Origin of the sequence: Helicobacter pylori SA221C (assembly GCF_000476855.1) — a bacterium.
Lineage (GTDB): Bacteria > Campylobacterota > Campylobacteria > Campylobacterales > Helicobacteraceae > Helicobacter > Helicobacter pylori_DK.
This window is the reverse complement of the sequence record NZ_CBPT010000002.1, coordinates 1-20,991: the sequence shown is the minus strand read 5'-3', so window position 1 is coordinate 20,991 and position 20,991 is coordinate 1. Positions and strand designations below refer to the sequence as shown.

Here is a 20,991-nt window from a genome sequence, read left to right as displayed (position 1 = left end):
TTCCTTATTTTTGTGATCAGACTTATAGAAAGTTTATTGTAGCGTTTTCTTTGCAATATTGTAACCCTTGCTTATTATGGTTATTCATAAGGTTTTTGACGCCCAAAATTTGATCGAGCCTATATCATTTCCTCTTGATTTTTTATTCAATTTAAGGTAAAAATAATGTTTTAAAGCAAAAAAGGATCAAGTCATTGAAAGTATTTGATTACGAAGATGTCCAACTCATTCCTAATAAATGCATCGTGAATAGCCGTTCAGAGTGTGATACGACTGTTATTCTAGGCAAACATGCGTTTAAAATGCCCATAGTTCCAGCCAACATGCAAACAATCATCAACGAATCGATCGCAGAATTTCTAGCAGAAAATGGCTATTTCTATATCATGCACCGCTTTAATGGATCGACAAGAATCCCGTTTGTCAAAAAAATGAAAGAACGCCAGTGGATCAGTTCCATCAGTGTTGGGGTGAAAAAGGAAGAATATCTTTTTGTAGAAGAGTTAGCCAAACAAGGATTAGCGCCAGACTATATCACAATCGATATTGCGCATGGCCATTCAAATTCTGTCATTGAAATGATCCAACGCATCAAAACGCATTTGCCCGAAACTTTTGTGATTGCCGGGAATGTTGGTACGCCAGAAGCAGTCCGTGAATTAGAGAACGCCGGTGCTGACGCTACGAAAGTTGGCATCGGGCCTGGGAAAGTGTGTATCACTAAAATCAAAACAGGCTTTGGCACGGGTGGTTGGCAGCTGGCGGCTCTTAGGTGGTGCGCTAAAGCAGCAAGAAAGCCCATTATTGCAGATGGCGGCATTCGCACGCATGGGGATATTGCAAAATCCATACGCTTTGGCGCGACAATGGTGATGATTGGATCGCTTTTTGCAGGGCATGAAGAATCATCTGGAGAAACAAAAATAGAAAATGGTATCGCATACAAAGAATATTTCGGTTCGGCATCAGAGTTCCAAAAAGGTGAAAGGAAAAATGTTGAAGGTAAGAAAATTTGGATCCAACATAAAGGATCATTAAAAGACACGCTGGTTGAAATGCATCAAGATTTGCAATCTTCAATCTCCTATGCAGGTGGGAGAGACCTTGAAGCGATTCGAAAAGTGGATTATGTGATTGTGAAAAATTCAATTTTCAATGGGGACACAATCTAAAAAAGATCAATGAAAAGCGATTTGCTTTGACTTGGGTTTTTGTTGTTTTTTGATCCTTTCTTTATTTTCATCGCATCTTGTTGGATCATTTTTTTTTTTTTATATAATGTTAGCTTCCATCATCTCAATCTTAAGGGTATTTGTTTTGTTATTCAACACGCCGTTATTCATCTTTGCTTTTTTGCCTGTTGTCTTTTTAGGGTATTTTATCTTGCAAGCTTATGCTAAAAATCCCCTGTTCCCTAAACTATGGCTCGTATTGGCTAGTTTGTTTTTTTATGCTTTTTGGAATGTGAAGTATTTGCCCTTATTGGTTGGCTCTATTATTTTTAATTATTTTGTGGCTTTGAAAATCACCCAGCCCAATGCATATAAAAGATTATGGCTTATTTTGGGCTTGATCGCTAATGTTTCACTTTTAGGATTTTTCAAATACACTGATTTTTTCTTAACCAATTTCAATCTAATATGGAAGAGCCATTTTGAAACCTTGCATTTAATCTTGCCTTTAGCGATCAGCTTTTTCACTTTGCAACAAATCGCTTACTTGATGGACACTTATAAGCAAAATCAAATCATGCAGCCCAAAACGAGAGAGAGAGAGAGTGAAAACGCTCCTATTTTATTAAATCCCCCTACTTCATTTTTTTCATTTTCGCATTTTTTAGATTACGCTTTATTTGTGAGTTTCTTCCCTCAACTCATTGCAGGACCCATTGTGCATCATAGTGAGATGATGCCTCAATTTAAAGATAAAAACAATCAATTTTTGAATTACAGAAATATCGCTTTAGGCTTGTTTATCTTTTCTATCGGTTTGTTTAAAAAGGTCGTGATTGCGGATAATACCGCTCATTTTGCTGATTTTGGATTTGATAAGGCGGCTAGCTTAAGTTTTATTCAAGCATGGATGGCGTCTTTATCTTATTCGTTCCAGCTGTATTTTGATTTTAGCGGTTATTGTGATATGGCTATAGGCATTGCCCTCTTTTTTAATATCAAACTCCCTATCAATTTCAATAGCCCCTATAAGGCTTTGAATATCCAAGATTTTTGGAGGAGGTGGCATATCACTTTGAGCCGCTTCTTAAAAGAGTATTTGTATATCCCTTTAGGGGGTAATAGGGTGAAAGAATTAATCGTGTATAGGAATTTAATTTTAGTGTTTTTGATTGGGGGGTTTTGGCATGGGGCTGGTTGGACTTTTATCATTTGGGGGCTATTGCATGGGATTGCTTTGAGCGTTCATAGAGCGTATTCTCATGCCGCTAGAAAATTCCATTTCACTATGCCAAAGATTTTAGCATGGCTCATCACTTTTAATTTCATCAATCTTGCATGGGTGTTTTTTAGAGCCAAAAATTTAGAAAGCGCTTTGAAGGTTTTAAAGGGGATGGTTGGTTTGAATGGCGTTTCGCTTTGTCATCTTTCACAAGAGACATCAGAGTTTTTAAATCGTGTCAATGATAACATGATCATGCACACCATGATGTATGCATCCCCCACATTCAAAATGTGTGTTTTGATGGTAATCATCTCTTTTTGTTTAAAGAATAGTTCCCATTTATACCAATCCAATCAAATGGATTGGATTAAAACAACAAGCACTTGTTTGTTGCTCTCTGTAGGTTTTTTATTTATTTTTGCCAGTTCTCAATCGGTATTTTTGTATTTTAATTTTTAGGACACTGCTATAGAATTTTATAAAAAACAGACTTTAATCATTGTTTCTTTTTGTCTCTCTCTTCTTATAAGCGTTGGATTGTTTAATTACCTAATCGATCCTTTTGAGTATTTCAGGAAAGCAAAATACCCCATTGATTGGCATGAAAGAGTTGGGGCGAATTTATCGCATTTTGAAGGAGTGATCAAGCATTACCCTTATAACAGCTTGTTAATAGGAACAAGCATAAGCTTGAATTTTAGTTTAAAAGACATCCATGACTTGTTGGGGTTGAAAGATCCTATCAAACTCACCGTCTCTGGCATGAATATTGGAGAAATATTATCATTGCTTCCTTTTGCTTTCAAGCACCAACCAGTCAATACCGTTGCCATGGATTTGGCTTTTTTTGAATTTATTTTGAACAAGGAATCCAAATACTTTTTTGAATACCCCTATTTTACTGGAGGTTTTGTGTATTTATACAAATTTAGAGTCTTTAAAAACGTATTGTTCTACTTTTCTAAAGATTACCTCAAAATTAAAGAAAAATCTTTTTGCAAACTCAATTCTTGGTTCCAATTATATGATTTTTGCAATAGCGTTTTAAATCGTTATGATTATAATTTCATGTTTGGTCATAATAACCCCTATGACTATACGCTGGATAATGTGAAAAGATCCTATTTATCAGCGTTAAAAAATCCTAATCAATTAGCCATAGATGAAGAAAATGCTTATAAAATCACCAAACAGCTAGGGGATTTTATTCAAAAACACAGCGATAAACATTTTATTTTATGGACAAGAACGGACTCGCTTTTAAAATATAAGGTTTATAACCATACCATTTTAACGCGCAATTTAAACGCCATCCACAACGCCTTAAAAGCGCTTTTAAAATACCCTAATGTAGAAATCCATGACCTACGCACCATGCCATTAGCTAAAGAGATAAAACGCTATAAGGATATAGGGCATTATGATCCCATAGGTTCCAAAGAAGTCTTGCAAGCCATAGCGAGCAAGAAATACCTACTCACTCCCAATAACATTGATTCCTTCAAGCAACAACTCATCCAAACGATAGAAAACTATCAAATCCCTAAAGAAATCCAAAATTAGGGCTAACTTTTATGAGCGAAATGCCTTTCAATGCAATCGCATAAGATGTGGATCATAAGAATGTGCATTTCTTGGATTCGTGGGGTGTCATCGCTAGGGACAATCAAAGCCATATCGCTTAAAGGCTTCATTTTCCCCCCATCACGCCCCACTAAGCTAAGCGTTTTCATCCCTAAATCTTTGGCTTTTTCATAAGCTTTTAGGACATTTTTGGAATTACCGCTTGTAGAAATCCCTATCAAAACATCGTTTTTTACCCCCAACGCTTCCACTTGTCTGGCAAACACTTCTTCATAACCATAATCGTTCGCAATGGCGGTAAGGGCTGAGGTATCCGTGCTTAAACTTATTGCGCTCAAGCCTTTCCTTTCTAGTCTATAGCGCCCGGTCAATTCAGCGGCAAAATGCTGCGCATCGCTAGCACTCCCCCCGTTACCGCAAATAAGGATTTTCCCTTGATTTTCTAAAGTTTCTATCAAAAGACGAACGCTTTGTTTTAACGCTTCTTGCAAACTTTCTAAACTTTTTTCTAACGCTTCCTTATGGGCTAAAAATTCTTTTTGAATCAAACCATCAATCATTGCATGTCCTTTTAATTTTTTCTATGATAGTGCTTGTGGAATAACCTTCTTCAAACTCCATCAAGCGGGTTTCTTTAGCAAACTCGCTCCCTATGATTTCTTTATTGAGATAGTCTGCTCCCTTGACTAAAATATCAGGCTTTAGGGCTTGAATTAATTTGATGGGCGTGTCTTCTTCAAATACCACGACATAATCCACGCAAGACAAACTCGCTAAAAGAAACGCTCTGTCTTTTTCGCTCACTATGGGGCGTTTATCCCCCTTAAGCCTTTTAATGGAATTATCGCTATTTAACCCCACAATGAGAATATCCCCTAAAGCTTTAGCCTTTTGCAAATAACTCGCATGCCCTTTATGGAGGAGGTCAAAACAGCCATTGGTGAAAACGATTTTTTGCTGATGGTGTTCTAAAGTTTCTAACAGCTTTTCTAAAGGGAGGATTTTAGGGTGCGTTTGGTTTAAAATCAAAGCGATTTCTTCTAAACTCGCTAACGCACTCCCCATTTTACCCACCACCACCACCGCCGCCGCATTGGCAAACTCGCAAGCATCTTTTAGGCTCTTTGATTCTAATAAAGAGAGCGTTAAAGACGCGATCACCGTATCGCCAGCTCCCGTGACATCATAAACCTCTTTAGCGATAGTGGGGCAATTGACTAGCTCGCCTTTTTCTAAAAAAGCGATGCCTTGTTCGCTCAAAGTGACTAAAGGCATAGCGATTTGATAAGTTTCTTTTAAGATTTGGAGCGCTTTTGATAAATTCGCATGGCTGTCCAACTTCAAATGGAGCGCATGCTCTAATTCCGCACGATTAGGCGTGATCAAACTCGCATGAGAATATTTGCTATAATCCTTCCCTTTAGGGTCGCATAAAATAAGCTTGCGGTGTTGGTTGGCTAGAGCGATCAGTGTTTGAGTGAGTTCAAAATCCAACACGCCCTTATTGTAATCTGAAAGGATAACGCCATCTATTTCTTTAATTTTTTCTGTGAAAAAATCTAAAAGTTTTTTTCTTAAATCAGCGTTTAAGGGGTCTTTGATTTCCTTATCCACGCGCACGATTTGCTGGTTTTGCGCGATGATGCGCGTCTTGAGCGTGGTGCAACGGGTTTTATCTGTTAAAACGCCTGAAGTGTCAATATTCCTGGCTTTGAGAGCGTTCAAAAAATGTTCGCCCTCTAAATCATCGCCCACGACCCCACATAAAAAAACTTTAGCTTTTAAAGAGGTGAGGTTATTAGCCACATTGGCCGCTCCGCCTAAATTCTTGCTCTCTTTTTTGACTTCTAAAACAGGTACAGGGGCTTCAGGCGAAAGGCGTTCGCTCTTCCCCCACAGGTAATAATCAGCGATTAGATCGCCTACGACTAAGATTTTTTTCATGCGTGCTGTCCTTTAAAAATCGCATGGATATGGGGCAAATAATCTTTAATGCCGCTTTCCAAATCATATAAAGGGGTGTAATCTAAATCCAAAATAGTAGGCTCAATGTGCGCTTGGGTGTGCTTTTGGAAGAAAGCATAAGGGTTTTTAATATAGCTCACTTTAAAATCCCCTAAATGCTCTTTTAAAATGCTAACGATTTCATTATAACTTCTGGCTTGCGAATAGCCCACATTATAAACCCCGCTTTTTTGAGCCTTCATCGCTTTCACATTCGCTTGGATCACGTCTTCAATATAGACAAAATCCCTTAATTGCTCGCCAAATTCAAAAAGCTTGACTTCCTTAAACGCCATCGCTTGCAAAGCAAGCTGCAAAACCATGGAAGCGGTTTTTTCTTTATAAAATTCTCTGGGCCCATAGACATTAAAATACCTTAAGCCCACTTGAATATTGTCATTTGAATGAGAGAGGACAAATTCGTCCATGCAAAGCTTGGAAAAGCCATAAACATTTTCAGGGCTTTCGTTTTTGCCCACCACATTGGGGGCTTTGGTGTTGCCATAAACGCCCGCTGAAGAAGCGTAAACCACTTTAGCCTTTTTTGATCGAGCGATTTCTAAAAGGTTTAAAAAAGCCTGATAATTGGTTTTCATCACTAATTCTTGATTGAGCATGGTCGTATCAGAGACAGCCGCTTGGTGGAACAAATAATCAAAATGCAATTTTTCTAAACGCCTTAAATCTAAGGGGTTATTAATGTCAGCCGTGATCACTTCACCCTTAAAACCGATTAAATTCTTAAAATGCCCTAGAGAACTGGGGCGGTTATTACTGAAAAGCGTGTTACTGCGGAATTTATCCAAAATGACTACTTTAGCTTTAGGGTGGTTCTCTTGAAAATAAAAGGCCAAATTACTGCCTACAAAGCCAGCCCCACCGGTGATTAAAATCGTTTGATTTTCTAATCCATCATCAATATAACGCATTACTATCCTTATTTGATTAGTTCCATCATCTCTTTAAGATCTTTACATTGTACCCAAGAATGAGGAGTTTTTAAAAAATTTGAGCTCAATAAAAGGTTATTTTTAACTTTAGCGTTCAAGCCGGCTAACATGTCGCTCTCTTTATCGCCTATCATAAAAGATTGATCCAAGCAAATTTGATGCTCTTTAGCGGCTTGTAAAATCAAAGAGGGCTTTGGCTTCCTGCAAGCGCAATTTTCTTCTGGGGCGTGCCTGCAAAAATAGATGCCATCTAGATTAAAACCTAATTCTTTAAGCAAGCTTTCTTGGAGGTATTCAGTGAGTTGTTCAAAATCTTTAAGGGTGTAATAGCCCCGGTTGATCCCAGATTGGTTGGTGATTAAAAGCAGTTTGTAGCCTAAAGATTTCGCATGTTTTAGTAATTCAAAAATCCCTTTTTGAAACTCAAAATCTTCTTTTTGACTCACATAGCCTTTATCAATATTGATAATGCCGTCTCTATCCAAAAAAAGGGCTTTGTTAGTGTTCATGCGAATGCGCTCCTTTATGATCATGCTGAGTGGTGTTGTTTTGATGATGCATCGCATGAGGCATTTTATGATTAATGAGCATGATCCCCATATAAAGGACATAAAGCCCAAAAACCCCCATTAAACCTTTAGACAAAAGATTGAAAAATTTCCTGTAAGAAATGGAAATCTTGCTCAAAAAAATCCCCATTAAAAACAACGGCACGCTAGTGCCAAGCCCAAAAGAAAGGCCTAGCATCGCTCCCATAAACGCACTATGACTGAGAATCACGCTCGCTAAAAACGAATACACCATCATGCAAGGTAAAAACCCGTTCAACACGCCTAAGAAATACAGCCCTAGAATGTTTTGAGATTGCAAGGTTTTTTTCATCAAAAAAGAGATAAAAGGGATTTGAAAGCTTAATTTTTCCGCTTTAGCTCCCAAGAGCGCTAAAAGGATTAAAACAACTCCCATACTCATCAATAAAACACCCCTAAAGCCCATGCTCACACTAAGACTATGCCCTAAACCTGCCGTTATAGCCCCTAAGAGCATGTAGGTGCTGATCCTCCCTATATTATAAAGGGCATGGCAAGTGAGCTGGTAAGAAAAGCTTGTAACTTTAGAAAATCTTATTTGACTAAACGCGCTCACAATCCCCCCACACATGCCCACACAATGCCCTAAAGACATGCTCAAAGCGGCTAAAAACATGCCCAAAAAACTCAAATTCTGCATCATTTGCATTCTAGTATCCCTGCTTTTTTAAGAGCGATTTCCATCCCGTCAAAAACCAAACGCTCCTTGCAAACAGAATGAGATAAAAACGCGCTCAAATACTTCGCATCGCCCCCACAAAGATAGATTTTTTGGTTTTTGGCTAAATGCTGGATACAAGCAATGACGCTCAAAATCATGCCATAATTCACAGCGTCTCTGGTGTTTTTAGGTAAAACTTCTAAAGAATCTAAGGCTTTGAAAGGTTGATCTAAGATTTTAGCGCTTTTTTTATACGCATGAATATATTGGGCTAAACCGGGCAAAATACACCCTCCCAAATGCTTGCCCTCTTTGATTAAATCAATCGTAATCGCGCTCCCAGCATCCACCACCACGCCATTATTTACCGCCAAACACGCCATTTGCCGGTCTATCCCAAGCCCTATATAGTCGGTTTCTAAATGAAAAAACCCTGCAATATTTTTAGCGTTAGGGTAACAATTCAAAAGGGCTTTTTCATTTTCTTCATTCACACTAATGTAAAAAATTTCCTTTTGAATACCCAAACGCTTTAAATCTTCTTTAGTGCTTGAAAAGAGCTGGTAGTTTTGTGCAAAATGGATGTGCGTATTACCTATATCGCATAAAACCAGGTTTTTCAAATCTGTAAAAGATTGCCTAGCTGGCATAGACTCACTTCTTATTCATTTCTAAAGCTTTTCTTCTTTCTTCAAGCTCTTTTTCATCTCTTTCTTGATGCTCTCTCGCTCTTTGTTCAAATTCTCTCGCTCTTTGTTCGGCTTTGGCTTTTTTCTTTTCTTCTTTCAAGCGGCGTTTTTCTTCTTTAGAATTTGGTTTTGGCGCTTCTTTTTTAGCGGCGTTTTCTTTTAAAGCAGGAGCGTTTTTGTTTTCTTGATTTTCTTTTATGCCTTTTTGGATAGCGTTATTTTGATCCTTAATAGGCTCAGGCCTTCTGGTTTTAACTTCTTCCTCTTCAAACCCGCTATTTCTTGGCTTAACTTTGTTTTCTTCTAAAGGCTTTTCTTTAGCTTTATGCCTTTCTTGCAAATAAATAGGAGCGTTCCCTTTTTCGCCTTTTTGAGATTTTTTAGATGCAGATTTTTCCACAACGGGATAAAGTTTTGGTTTAAAATCGTTATAATCTAAATAGTAACGATCGTAATACACCCGATTTTTATCATAAAACACCCCTTTATCCAAACGATTGGATGAAAAAAACTTAAAACTGCCTATAGACGGCGTTTTATAGACATTATACGAATCAAAATCATTCAAATCCACCTCTATCACATACCCACGCTTTTCTAAAGAATACAATTTATTATGGTTTAATACAATGGTATTGAGCGAAGCAAAGGGCAGTTTCACGCTGTTTAATTCCCTCAAACTCTTATCCATTTGCAAAATCTGCCCGTCTAGCGTGAGCACGTATAAAGTCCCCTTATCATAAAGCAAATCCACAATATCCCCATCATAGTTGAACTCTTGACCGCTCACGACTGAGAGTATTCTTTTTCCTGTAGAAGCGATCATGTTATTGCCATCTACGATAAGGTAAGTGATATTGTTAAAAAACTTATCGCTGCTGATAACAATGTTTCTAATAGGCGTAGGGTTTCCATGCACATAATCCACGACCAACAAGCGCCCATCTAACATAGGGAACACCACGACCGTATCCATAAAAATAGGCATCGCCATTAAAGAATTGATCGTGGTGCTCGGGGAACCTTTCTCGCTAAAAAGCAATTTTTGAGAAGTGATGTCGTATAAATTCGCTGAATTGTCCGCTAACACCACCGCTAAAAGATTCCCTTTAACGCTCGCGCTCAAGGCAAAAGTTTCCAAAGGGATAACGATAGATTGTTGGCTGGCGTTAGGGTTATTGCTAATCAATTCCACTTGATGACAGACTTTATCTTGGACTTCCGCTTCAACGCCCTTTAATTTCAGCTCCGTTTCCTCACTTTTAGCCACCTTGTTTTTGCTTGTTTTTTTATCAATCTTGTTCAAACAATCTTGCGCAAGGATGAAAAACCCTTGACTCTCATTTAAAAAACTGCTTTCGTAATTGAAGTTCTTACCGATTCTTAGCTGCGTTAAACCTTTATCGCCTATAACCGCTCCATTTTTCAAAATGGCTCCATAACGATTAGATGAAACGATACTTTCTTGCAAATGGTTAGGGAAATACGCTTCGCCTTTAACTTGGTGTTTAGCGGGTTTGAAATATTTTCTCATGTTACAGCCGCTAAAGGCAATTAGGGCTATGAGTAAGATTAAAAATGGTTTATTCATCAAATCAATGCGTTCCTTGAATGGTTTCTTTCTTTAGATTGGTTGGTTTGGAAGGGTTTTGTTGAATATCTTCTAACATTCCATAGTGTTTTAAAACAGAGATTATAGCATAGAGTGAAGAACTTAGAGGGATAGTGGATAAACTTTGATGTGCTTTTTTGATTGCGTCTTTAGAATTTTCTTCATACAACAAGTTCACTTCTTGTAAAGCGCTCATTTCTTTAAGGATGGGGCTTTTTTTAAGCAGGTTTTTATCTCTAGAGAGCGATGCGTAAGAATACTCTGCAAAAGTTTTAACGATTTCATTAGAAGATTGCGAAAGTTTTTTAAACTCGTTTGCATCGTTCCTCTCACTCGCTCTGGCGAACTGATACAAGTCATACAACTCTGGGGCGACTTCTTTCAATCTTTTTTGCAAGGCTATATTATTAGGGCTCTCTAGCACTTCATTATAAATTTGAGTGATTCGCTCTCTAGTTTGCTCATGCTTATAATCTTGCAATTTCGTATCCCCTAAATAAGCGATAAAAGCCACCACAATAAACAACAACACCCACTTGTAGCGTTTGAAAAACTTTTCTAACCTAAACGCCCCCTCTAAAAGCTTTTCATCGCTTTTGAATTCGTTTTTAACTTGCTCTAAATTTTCCTTAATATTCATGCCTTGCTCACTCCTGTGCTGCCAAACCCCCCGCTACCCCTTGAAGTTTCATCTAATCGTTCGCATTCTATAAATTCGGCTTTATAAGTTTTTTGAACCACCCCTTGAGCGATCCTATCCCCTACTTGAACTTTAAAATCTTTATCGCTCAAATTCGCTAAAATGACCTTAATTTCACCCCTATAATCATTATCCACCGTGCCAGGAGAATTCAACACCATCACCTGATGGTTCAAAGCCAAACCGCTACGGGTGCGCACTTGCAATTCATACCCCACTTCTAAAGACAAACAAATCCCTATTTTCACCAACCCCACGCTATGAGGTTTGATCATTACTTCTTCTACAGCGTGCAAATCAAAGCCTGAAGAACCCTCGGTTTGGTATTCAGGAATAAGGGCGTTTGGGTGGATTTTTTGGATTTTAATTTTCATCAAAACAAATCTCTTTATAATAAATGTCTAAAATTTCAAAATCGCTCTCGCCATTAGGCAATTGAATACTCACCGCATCGCCCTTGCTCTTACCGATCAAGCTCTTAGCGATCGGCGAACCAAAAGAGATCAACCCTTTAGCCGGATCGCTCTCCACGCTTCCTACTATCGTATAAGAAAACTCTTTATCGTTATCCAAATTAAGGATTTTAATCGTGCTGCCAAAACTCACTTTATTATGGGCTAAAACGCTCGGATCAATCACTTGAGCGTTAGCGACAATTTCGCTTAAATCCACGATTCTCGCTTCAATGAAGCGTTGTTTTTCTTTAGCGGCATGGTATTCAGCGTTTTCTTTCAAGTCCCCATGCCCTCTAGCAATATCAATTTCTTTCACAATATTAGGCCGTTCCACCTCTTTTAATTGCTTCAATTCTGCGCAAATTTTATTGTATCCATGCATACTCATAGGTTCTTTATTCATTTAATCTCCTAAGCTTATTCAGTAGAGATTATAGTAAAAATTAAGTTAAATTCAGCAAAAAAGCCATCTCTTCGGCGACTTTTCTCGCGCTCCCATGTTTTAAATATTCCCTTAATCTCAAACTTTCTTTAAAATAGCGCTCTCTGTCCATTTCTTCATACGCTTTTAACAAACCCTCTACGCTCAAAAAATGTTGGATCAATTCTGGGTGTAATTGGCTCTCCCCAAGCCCTGGAGTTTCATTATTTAGGGCGTTATAAAAGATGTTCGCTAAACCTATATAATGCAAATTGACCAACATTCTAGCGATCAAAAAATCCATCGTTTTAGCCCTATACGCTAACACAAAAGGCGTGCCAATCAAAGCGGCCTCTAAAGTCGCTGTGCCGCTGCAAATGAACGCAAACTCCGCTTCAAACAAACTCTTATGCGCATCATAAGAAATTTCAAATAATTGAATGTATTCTCCATAAAGAGCTTTCAAATCCAACCCTTTAAAGAAACTCGGCACCACTAACACACGCCTTTTAAACCCTTCGTTTTGTTCTAAAATTTGAGCTACTTTGACAAACAAAGGGAACATTTTAGCGATTTCGCTTTTTCGGCTTCCTGGCATGAACACTAGAGTTTCGCCCTTAATATCTTTTTTATAATATTTAATTTCATCTAATAAAGGGTGTCCTACATATTGGGCTTTTTTTTGGTAATAGCTCACTTCAAAAGGCAAAATCGCTCCCAAAAAATCGCAGTATTTTTCAAGGCTTTTAGCGCGCCATTTTTTCCATGCCCAAACTTGCGGTAAAATATAATACATGATTTTTTTATGAGGGTCTTGTTTTTTGATTTTTTTGGCTAGGGGGATATTGAAAGAAGAAGAATCCATTAAAAGCACCATATCCGCTTGTTTGGCTAATTGGACCATTTCTTTATGGGCTTTGAGTAAAAACCCCAAACGGCCTATCACATCTCTAAAACCCATGACAGAAAATTCCCTAGGGCTATAGAGCGCGTTTTTCCCTTCAAACACGCCAATAAAACGATAATCTTCAGGCAAATTTTGGCGTAATGCCTCTAAATGAGCATTAGAGCTCGCTTCTAAAGCGCTCACTAAAATCGTGGGCATTATTTGTCTTTCAAAAGGTTTTGGACTTGATAGAGCTTGATTTCTTTATGCAAATCCCTTAATTCAATTTTGAGTAACGAATTTTCAAAATCTTTTTTAGAGAGGTGGTTTTTTAAAAGCCTGTTTTCGCGCAAAACGCTGCGGTATTGCAAATAAATCCCTTCATCAAACACGCGCTTGCTTGGTTTTGCCATGATAACCTGATTATCACTAGTGAAAACCTCCACTTCTTCAAGGGATTTAGGGAAAATCCATTCTTCTTCTGTGTTTTGTGTTTCTTTGTTTAAGCGGGAGTTTTCTTTTTCTAATTTTTTTTGATAGATTTCTTGCTTCAAACCTTTTAAAACGCTCTTTTTCTTACGCAAGATTTCTTGGACTTGCTTCAATTCCAAACGGATTTTTTTTAAAACTTCCCTAGTGTCTTCAATTTCTTGCTGGTAAGCGTTCAATTCTTCTTGCATCGGCTTTTATTCCGCTAACATTTCTAAAGACAACAAACGCATTTCGTTGCCTTGAGTGATAATAACATTCTTGCTGTGGCATTTCTCACACACCCCATAATCTAGCGCATTAGGCTTAAAAACATGCGAACAATCCTTGCACTCTAATTCAACCTTTTCATCCACAATGTCTAAAATAGCGTCCTTACACACCAAAGATTCTTCTCTAAAAGTCTCAAACGCGCTCACAAACAAGCTCTTATCCATAGCGCTTCTTTCACCAATACCGACCACGACTCTTTCAATCTTATGGGCTTGATTTTTCTTCGCATGCTCTTCGCAAAGAGCGATTAAAGAAGAAACGACCGAGTATTCATGCATACTAAACCTTAATCTTTAAATTAGCCCCTATTATATTGTATTAGAGTAATCTTTTAGTTTATTGCTTAAGATTCAATAGGGTATTAAGGATTTGATCGGATGTGGTTACCGCTTTAGAGTTCGCTTGAAACCCCCTTTGAACCACAATCAAATTCGTTAAACTCCGGCTCAAATCCACATTACTAGACTCTAATTTAGATCCTGAAATCGAACCCCTACGCCCCGTATTAGCCGCACCGATTAAGGCTTGCCCTGAGTTTCCGGTTTGAGAAAAGACATTCCCGCCTAAAGCCTGTAAACCCGCATCGTTAGCGAAATTCGCTAAAGCCACTTGAGCGAGCGCTAAAGTCCTGCCATTACTGAACGCTCCTAAAAGCACCCCGTCTGAATCAAAGCGAACATCCATCAAATCGCCCGCTTGGTAGCCGTTTTGCTCAATCGCATAAGTTTCAGAAATCTTATCCACGCTCGTTAGCCCGTCAAAACTCCCTGAGGAACCAAAGGCTAAATTGATGCGTTGGGGAGCGTCAGCGCCATTTTTAGGATCAAATTGCAAAAGAGGCGGGTTCATGCCTGCAAGCGATCCGTCATTATTGAAGTGCAAACGGCCTCCTTCAAACACATTAGGCCTAGCCGCTGACCCCCCTACTAATTCCCCAGGCTCAGGCACGATCACTCTAAAATTCCATTCCGCCCCCCCACTCCTATAAAACTCAATGCGCATGGCGTGTTTAGTGCCTAAGCTGTCTATCACATCAATGCTTGTCGCATGCGTAGCGTGGGTGAATTTAGAACTGCTCGCTGACGCTCCCCCTTCAATTAAAGAAGCGGTATTAAGCCCTTTCATCGCGTTTTTAAACAAAACATTGTTCGTTACGCTGTCTGAAGAATACCCGCTCACAAAGATATTAAGATTTTCTTTAATGACATTTTTATTGTCTTTATTATTGATTTCAAACATGCCGTATTGGTTGATTGTAACCCCTATAGAAGCCGCTGAGTCCTGGTAATTGTCCGCTAAACTAGGATCTTTAACGATATTAGCGTCATGCTGGATTAAGGCACGCAAGTCTTCAGTGGTCCTAAACTGCCCAATATCCGCATTAGGGCTGATAGAATGCGTATAACTATATTTGAAAGCCGTTACATCTTTATCGCCGTCTAAAAAGTTAGCGAACGCCCCGGTCCCAGCTTGAGTGACCACAATGTTTTTAAGCTTTTCATCGCCGTCTAATTCATTGGTGTTTTCCAAACGCAATTGCTTGCCGTCCAAATAAGCTTCAATCCCTGTTTGGCTTTTGACTGCATTGATCGCATTTTTCGCCGCTACTAAGCTTGAAGTCCTGCTCACCGCAGAATCGTTAGTGAAAGAAATCTTAACCCCATTCAATTCAAGCGTGCTGTTTTCTGCAGAAGGGAGGATGTCTTTGACCATTTTCGCACTCTTATAGCTCACCCAAATCCCTTGATTTTCATTCAATAAAAGAGCGTCGCCATCTTCATTGTATAAAGAGCCCATGTCTTCGGCGACTTGAGCTAAATTCGTGCTTGAATCATACACCGGATTAATACCATCTGAGGGGGTTTTGGCTGAAGAATCTAAAGCGAATATCGCCGCTGTTTGATCGGCATGCCTTCCAGCGTTTAGATTCGCCCTCATAGAAATGCGGTTGCTCGCTCTGGCTGGCATCACCATTCCTGGATCAATTCTGATGTTTTCTAAAGGGCCGGTGTTATCCACTTTTAAAGCGTCCGTATCGCTCCCTTTATTACCGGTATCGCTCCCGTTTCTCACCCACCCTTGCACCACAAGACCGCCGGTGGTAACCAAACTCCCTTGCGAGTCAAAAAGAAACTCCCCATCTCTAGTGAAATTGCGCGTGATCCCCCTATCAGGGCTAATGATAAAAAAGCCATCGCCTTGAATCGCTAGATCGGTTTTGACATCTGTGTTTTGGATATTGCCTTGTGAAAAGATTTTAGTCGTCGCATCCACGCCTACCCCAAGCCCCACAGAAAAGTCATTCTGCCCTGCCAACCCGTTTTTATAGGGTGCGGTAGCGATGAGTTTGACTTGAGAGAGCATATCCACAAAAGAAGCCCTAGAATACTTAAAACCAGTGGTATTCACGTTCGCAATATTATTACTCTCAATATCCAAAGCGATTTGGTGGGCTTGCATCCCATTGACACCAGACCATAAAGACCTAAGCATGGTTATCCTTTAATGTAAAGAAATTCAATCTATGCACAACAAAGCAAAAGTTGTTCCTAAATAGCTTTTTAGAACGATTGATTGCGGATTTTAAAGTTTTGTTAATCAAAAAGATCGGTCAAATTCATAAGGGGATAGGGGGTTTTGTAACACTACCCCCATAACGCTTTTTAAAGGTTATCGCTCAAAATCTAGCCCACCTTAACGCAAAATCGCGCATTCATGATCTTGAATCTCTTCAGCTGAAGCGCGATTGGAAGTCAATGGGTTAAATCGTGTCGCTAGTAAGACAAAGGAGTTATCGCTTTGTTGCACCACCGCCAAGCCATAGTCTCCCATGCGTTTATGCGCGTTAGGCACTTCTTTAGCAAGCATGATAAAGGGGCTTTTTTGCACTAATTCGCTCTCTGTTACCCGACGCACCAAATATTTATGCCCGTTCAAGCCACCTGATAATGGCGACCAACGGCTGTTGATTTTTTTTAGATGATTATCCAATTGTTTGCGTGCATCAAGGCTAATGCAAGAGATATGGATGTGAAAATGGTTTTGCGATCGCCCTTTTTTAGAGTTGATCGTCAAAGAAATCGTGCTATCAGGAATGGGTTTGCCGTATTTTTTACTCATAAAATCACGCGCTTGCCAGGATAAATAAAAAAAGTTAGGCGTAGAAGGATCAAGCAACAAAGGGCTTTCAATACCGCTAATGTGAGTTGTTGGCATCAACAAATATTGCAACGGGCCGTTAATATCTTTTAAAACCACATAGCCGGCATCGGGTTTGACTTCTATGCATGGCGAAGGATTCTGATTTTTCTCATAATTAGGCAGACATTCCTCAAAAACAATCTTACGCAACACATTCGGATCTTTAGCGTTTAAACTCATAACAGCGATAGCTACCACCGCTAAAAAAAGAAAGCCCGCTTTTTTCATCTTTTTTGCTCCTTGTTTTTAATGAGAGTTTTTACAAACCCTCTTGTTATTTTTCTACAATAGTGGTTAAAATCTTTAATCATTATGATTATTTTAACAAATTTTAACTTATTAGTAACATTTGGTAATCTATTTTTAGAAAGAGCTTTTTGAATACCAACGAGAAAAACTTAAATTGATAACATTAAAAAAGCTAAAAGAATTTTTTAAAAAATTAAATAGCTTGCACTAAGCAGGCGATAATTTTTCACCATGCGATCTTATGGGGTTGGTGCTTGTCAAAATAAAGCGTTTTATAACCTTGATTTAGGTAATATCATCACACTAATACCACAATAAGGACGATTATCATGCAAGATTTATCTCCATGCCCTAAATGCAACGACGCTTACACCTACCATGATGGCACGCAACTAATTTGCTCTAGCTGTTTGTATGAGTGGAATGAAAATGAAGCTAATGATGAAGAATTGATCGTTAAAGATTGCCATAATAATCTTTTACAAAATGGGGACTCGGTCATTCTCATTAAGGATTTAAAGGTTAAAGGCTCATCTTTAGTGCTTAAAAAAGGCACTAAAATCAAAAACATCAAACTTGTCAATAGCGATCACAATGTGGATTGTAAAATAGAAGGGCAGAGTTTGTCTTTAAAATCTGAATTCCTCAAAAAAGCTTAGGAAAATACAAAAGCTTAAGAGTAAGAAAAACTTAGTGGCTTTTTAAGCTTGTAGAAATCATTTTTTAGAAAAAATCAACTTATCCAGCTTGAAAAAAATCACCGCTCCAATGGTTTGTCCCAAGAAAAGATTGAGCCACAACGGAAAATTGAAATAATAAAAAACCTCCATAAAAGGCAGCATCACCAACGCGCTCAACATCCATCTAAGCCAATAAACCAAAAACAACTTAGAAGCGTATTCTGTGCCAAGTTTCTTAAAAAATTCTCGCATAAAGACAACCCTTTAAACCCTTTTTGCAAACTCTCCCTAAAAAGGAAAGCCCGCTATCAAGGAATATTCCTAAATTTCATGCCTTTAGACAATCGTATAGGACACTCTTTTTTCAAAAAGTTTACTCTCGTAATTGCCTAAATCCCTACCATCTACAAGGGCAAAGGCATCGCCAAAAGTCGCCAATAAGGCAGAATCTAACTGCATGTCTTTATGGCGATTCAACGGGATAAAGACTTCCTTGTGATTATTTTGAAAATCAAACGCTAGAAATGAATCTTTCAAATACACTTCCACTCTAGGAGCGTTTTTCACTACGCTGTTTTGACCCAGTTTCAAGCCTTGCACTTCAGCGCTTTTAATCCCACACGCATGGCATAAGGACACAAACATGCTCTCTTGTGAAATGGTTGCAAACCAAGGCAAACTATCTCGTTTAGGCAAATTTTCTTTACCCTCTAGAGCCTTTTGTCTCTTGGGCATCTCATGCTTGATGAACGCATAAAAGTTATGGACGCTTTCTTTAGGGGTTGTTCCCTTGAGCTGATTGGCAATGTTAGCCACGCTCGCATCGTCTCTTTCATAACGCCCCATTGCTACAAAATCGCTCGTTTCAAACAAACGCTCATTCAATTGATAGCTAGCGATCTCATAAGACAAATGGACTTGCTTTTTTTGAGCGCTTTTTAAAAAATCCACTTGCAAATAAGGCACTCCAAAATTGAGCATGCTTTTATAGCTGGCATGGTTGCCTTGTAAATGCACATTGCTCGCTACAACACTCGGCATGGGAATGAAAAGCGAAGTGTGTTCTGCAGAATCAAAATCAATGCTGTATTGAGCTTCTATTTTATATTTTGCAACACTCCCTTTGCTTTCTTCTGCCTGCAAAATCTGTGCTCCTAAAACAGCACCTGTAGCACCTAAAGCAGTCGTTTTAATAAAATCCCTTCGTTTCATAACTATAACTCTTTATTGTAATTTTTAAATTCGTTGAATGAATGAAAAAGTAGGACACACCACCAAAGGATTGATGAGTATCCAAAAACCTAAATTTTGAAAGACAAAGCGTTCCTAAAAAATAAGAACGCTTAAAGAAAAGGGTTACTTTTTCTTTTTTGTGTGGTGCATGTCTTTTCCATGCATGTCTTTCATCATTTTTTGGTGTTTTTCAAGAGCTTTTTTAACTCCCTCAGCGTATTTGGGGTCAGCTTTCTTGAAATGCTCCAATTGTTTATCCACAATTTCCTTATGGGTAACATGAGCCAAAGACTCTCCAATAGTGTCATGCAACCTTTCTTTTTCATCAGCTGGCAATGAGCGGTAGTAATCACCTGGTTGGGTGTAGTAATCGCTATCATCAGCTCTGTAATCCCAATTCCACACTTCAAACTCTTTCTCAATATGAGCTAAGTTGAACTTAGGATCTCTCGCACTCTTATCTTCTTTATAGCCAGGCAATGAGCTAGGCGTATAGTTTTGCAAAGAGCCGTAGTATCCGTTTTGCATGTAACCATCTCTGCTAGAAGAGTGGAACGGACACCTTGGTTTATTGACCGGTATTTGAGAGTAATTAACCCCTAAGCGGTAGCGGTGTGTGTCCCCATAAGAGAACAAGCGCCCTTGTAACATCCTATCAGGGCTATAGCCAATTCCAGGAACGACATTAGCCGGAGTGAATGCCGCTTGCTCCACTTCTGCGAAATAGTTTTCAGGATTTTTATTCAACTCTACAATGCCCACTTCCATTAATGGATAATCTTGGGTATACCAAATTTTAGTTACATCAAACGGATGGAATCGATACTTCTTAGCATCTTCTTCTGGCATCACTTGAATGCTTAATTTCCATTTTGGGAAATCCCCTCTAGCGATCGCATCGAATAAATCCCTTTGATTGGAATCGGGATCATGCTTTCTGATTTCTGCGGCTTCTTCATTAGTCAAATGCTTAACGCCTTGCATGGTGTGAAAGTGGAATTTCACCCAAAAGCGTTCGCCTTTAGCGTTGATAAGACTGAAAGTGTGGCTGCCAAAACCATCCATGTGGCGGAAAGATTTAGGGATCCCTCTATCGCTCATAACCCATGTTACTTGGTATAAGCTTTCAGGAACATTACTCCAAAAATCCCACACCATGTCGTGGTTAGGCAAATTGGTTTGAGGATCTCGTTTTTGAGTGTGGATGAAATCAGGGAATTTGATCGCATCACGGATAAAGAAAACGGGCGTGTTGTTCCCTACTAAATCCCAGTTACCTTCTTCAGTGTAATACTTCATCGCAAAACCTCTAGGGTCTCTTACCGCATCCGCACTGCCTCTTTCACCAGCCACAGTGGAAAATCTGAAGAAGCATTCTGTTTTTTTGCCCACTTTAGAGAAAATTTTCGCTTTAGTGTATTTAGTGATGTCTTTAGTCACAGTGAAAGTGCCATAAGCCCCGCTTCCTTTAGCATGCACTACCCTTTCAGGGATCCTTTCTCTGTCAAATGCCGCTAACTTTTCCAAAAACCAAGTGCTTTGTAATAAAACAGGACCTCTAGGGCCGGCCGTAATCACATTGTTGTCATCCCAAACGGGAGCGCCAAAAGCAGTGGTTTGTTTCACATCTTTATTAACCATCTTTTTTCCTTTGTTTGATCTTAAATCTTCGTAATCTGACACTAAGCCAATTACTTGTGGTGATTATTACATAATTTGTTATACAAAGACTAACAAGATTCAATTTCCTTAAAAAATCTTTTTTTTAAGAATAAAAAACCCCCTTAAGTATTTCTATTTGTAACAATTAATGAAAATAATAAAGATTAAAAACAAAATTTTATTTTAATCTGGTTTTAATAATAATTATCATACTATTCTATCTCAATGCATTGACGGATTTGTTTTTTTTTTTTT

The 20,991-nt window shown here is 38.7% G+C and carries 21 protein-coding genes and 1 pseudogene; 4 read left to right on the top strand and 18 right to left on the bottom strand.

What is annotated here, in order from left to right; translation table 11 throughout:
* The first annotated feature begins 194 nt into the window (after nt 1–194).
* The 3 genes from guaC (at nt 195) to QU01_RS01555 (ending at nt 3,960) form a co-directional block, all read left to right on the top strand.
* Nucleotides 195–1,172 carry a GMP reductase gene (gene guaC / locus QU01_RS01565; RefSeq protein WP_033761827.1) on the top strand — a complete coding sequence of 326 codons (978 nt, stop codon included), beginning with the start codon at nt 195–197 and terminating at the stop codon, nt 1,170–1,172.
* A gap of 145 nt (nt 1,173–1,317) precedes the next feature.
* On the top strand, nt 1,318–2,856 hold the full coding sequence (patA, locus tag QU01_RS01560) for an MBOAT family peptidoglycan O-acetyltransferase PatA (RefSeq protein ID WP_033761906.1): 1,539 nt from the start codon (nt 1,318–1,320) through the stop codon (nt 2,854–2,856).
* 9 nt (nt 2,857–2,865) lie between these two features.
* Entirely contained in the window at nt 2,866–3,960 is a 1,095-nt protein-coding gene (locus tag QU01_RS01555; RefSeq protein ID WP_033761829.1) for a hypothetical protein, read from the top strand.
* A gap of 2 nt (nt 3,961–3,962) precedes the next feature.
* On the opposite strand, the gene gmhA is transcribed toward QU01_RS01555, so the two are convergent.
* From gmhA to cdh, 15 genes and pseudogenes are all read right to left on the bottom strand, one after another.
* Nucleotides 3,963–4,541 (bottom strand): D-sedoheptulose 7-phosphate isomerase, encoded by a 579-nt coding sequence (gene gmhA, locus QU01_RS01550; protein ID WP_033761831.1) that lies wholly within the window; start codon nt 4,539–4,541, stop codon nt 3,963–3,965.
* Complete coding sequence (gene rfaE1 / locus QU01_RS01545; RefSeq protein WP_033763522.1) at nt 4,534–5,925, bottom strand: D-glycero-beta-D-manno-heptose-7-phosphate kinase; 1,392 nt, start codon at nt 5,923–5,925, stop codon at nt 4,534–4,536. Before rfaE1 ends, gmhA begins: the two co-directional genes overlap by 8 nt.
* Entirely contained in the window at nt 5,922–6,914 is a 993-nt protein-coding gene (gene rfaD, locus QU01_RS01540) for an ADP-glyceromanno-heptose 6-epimerase (protein ID WP_033761836.1), read from the bottom strand. The genes rfaE1 and rfaD overlap by 4 nt, the downstream gene beginning before the upstream one ends.
* An 8-nt stretch (nt 6,915–6,922) precedes the next feature.
* A complete protein-coding gene (gmhB, locus tag QU01_RS01535; protein ID WP_033761839.1) occupies nt 6,923–7,444 on the bottom strand; it encodes a D-glycero-beta-D-manno-heptose 1,7-bisphosphate 7-phosphatase in 522 nt (173 codons plus the stop codon).
* Complete coding sequence (locus QU01_RS01530; protein ID WP_033761841.1) at nt 7,434–8,174, bottom strand: sulfite exporter TauE/SafE family protein; 741 nt, start codon at nt 8,172–8,174, stop codon at nt 7,434–7,436. Before QU01_RS01530 ends, gmhB begins: the two co-directional genes overlap by 11 nt.
* On the bottom strand, nt 8,165–8,836 hold the full coding sequence (locus QU01_RS01525; RefSeq protein WP_033761844.1) for a type III pantothenate kinase: 672 nt from the start codon (nt 8,834–8,836) through the stop codon (nt 8,165–8,167). Before QU01_RS01525 ends, QU01_RS01530 begins: the two co-directional genes overlap by 10 nt.
* A gap of 4 nt (nt 8,837–8,840) precedes the next feature.
* Nucleotides 8,841–10,466: a plasminogen-binding protein PgbB gene (gene pgbB, locus QU01_RS01520; RefSeq protein WP_033761845.1), complete on the bottom strand. Its 1,626-nt coding sequence runs from the start codon at nt 10,464–10,466 to the stop codon at nt 8,841–8,843.
* Between the two features lie 4 nt (nt 10,467–10,470).
* Nucleotides 10,471–11,127, bottom strand: coding sequence for a hypothetical protein (locus QU01_RS01515; protein WP_033761847.1), 657 nt, complete (start codon nt 11,125–11,127; stop codon nt 10,471–10,473).
* Nucleotides 11,124–11,561 (bottom strand): dUTP diphosphatase, encoded by a 438-nt coding sequence (dut, locus tag QU01_RS01510; RefSeq protein ID WP_000694129.1) that lies wholly within the window; start codon nt 11,559–11,561, stop codon nt 11,124–11,126. Before dut ends, QU01_RS01515 begins: the two co-directional genes overlap by 4 nt.
* Nucleotides 11,551–12,045 (bottom strand): transcription elongation factor GreA, encoded by a 495-nt coding sequence (gene greA, locus QU01_RS01505; RefSeq protein ID WP_001031343.1) that lies wholly within the window; start codon nt 12,043–12,045, stop codon nt 11,551–11,553. The genes dut and greA overlap by 11 nt, the downstream gene beginning before the upstream one ends.
* A gap of 40 nt (nt 12,046–12,085) precedes the next feature.
* A complete protein-coding gene (lpxB, locus tag QU01_RS01500) occupies nt 12,086–13,168 on the bottom strand; it encodes a lipid-A-disaccharide synthase (protein ID WP_033761849.1) in 1,083 nt (360 codons plus the stop codon).
* Nucleotides 13,168–13,629 (bottom strand): nickel-binding protein Mua, encoded by a 462-nt coding sequence (mua, locus tag QU01_RS01495; RefSeq protein ID WP_033761851.1) that lies wholly within the window; start codon nt 13,627–13,629, stop codon nt 13,168–13,170. The genes lpxB and mua overlap by 1 nt, the downstream gene beginning before the upstream one ends.
* A gap of 6 nt (nt 13,630–13,635) precedes the next feature.
* Entirely contained in the window at nt 13,636–13,989 is a 354-nt protein-coding gene (hypA, locus tag QU01_RS01490) for a hydrogenase/urease nickel incorporation protein HypA (protein ID WP_000545280.1), read from the bottom strand.
* A 58-nt stretch (nt 13,990–14,047) separates the two neighbouring features.
* Entirely contained in the window at nt 14,048–16,204 is a 2,157-nt protein-coding gene (gene flgE, locus QU01_RS01485; protein WP_033621383.1) for a flagellar hook protein FlgE, read from the bottom strand.
* A 201-nt stretch (nt 16,205–16,405) separates the two neighbouring features.
* Nucleotides 16,406–17,223: pseudogene (gene cdh, locus QU01_RS01480) on the bottom strand (CDP-diacylglycerol diphosphatase).
* A 267-nt stretch (nt 17,224–17,490) separates the two neighbouring features.
* Here cdh and QU01_RS01475 point away from each other — a divergent pair.
* On the top strand, nt 17,491–17,820 hold the full coding sequence (locus QU01_RS01475) for a zinc ribbon domain-containing protein YjdM (RefSeq protein ID WP_033761855.1): 330 nt from the start codon (nt 17,491–17,493) through the stop codon (nt 17,818–17,820).
* 57 nt (nt 17,821–17,877) lie between these two features.
* On the opposite strand, the gene QU01_RS01470 is transcribed toward QU01_RS01475, so the two are convergent.
* From QU01_RS01470 to QU01_RS01460, 3 genes are all read right to left on the bottom strand, one after another.
* Complete coding sequence (locus QU01_RS01470) at nt 17,878–18,093, bottom strand: hypothetical protein (RefSeq protein WP_001206523.1); 216 nt, start codon at nt 18,091–18,093, stop codon at nt 17,878–17,880.
* Between the two features lie 84 nt (nt 18,094–18,177).
* Nucleotides 18,178–19,053, bottom strand: coding sequence for a twin-arginine translocation signal domain-containing protein (locus QU01_RS01465; RefSeq protein ID WP_033761857.1), 876 nt, complete (start codon nt 19,051–19,053; stop codon nt 18,178–18,180).
* A gap of 144 nt (nt 19,054–19,197) precedes the next feature.
* Complete coding sequence (locus tag QU01_RS01460) at nt 19,198–20,715, bottom strand: catalase (protein WP_033761859.1); 1,518 nt, start codon at nt 20,713–20,715, stop codon at nt 19,198–19,200.
* Nucleotides 20,716–20,991 lie beyond the last annotated feature (276 nt).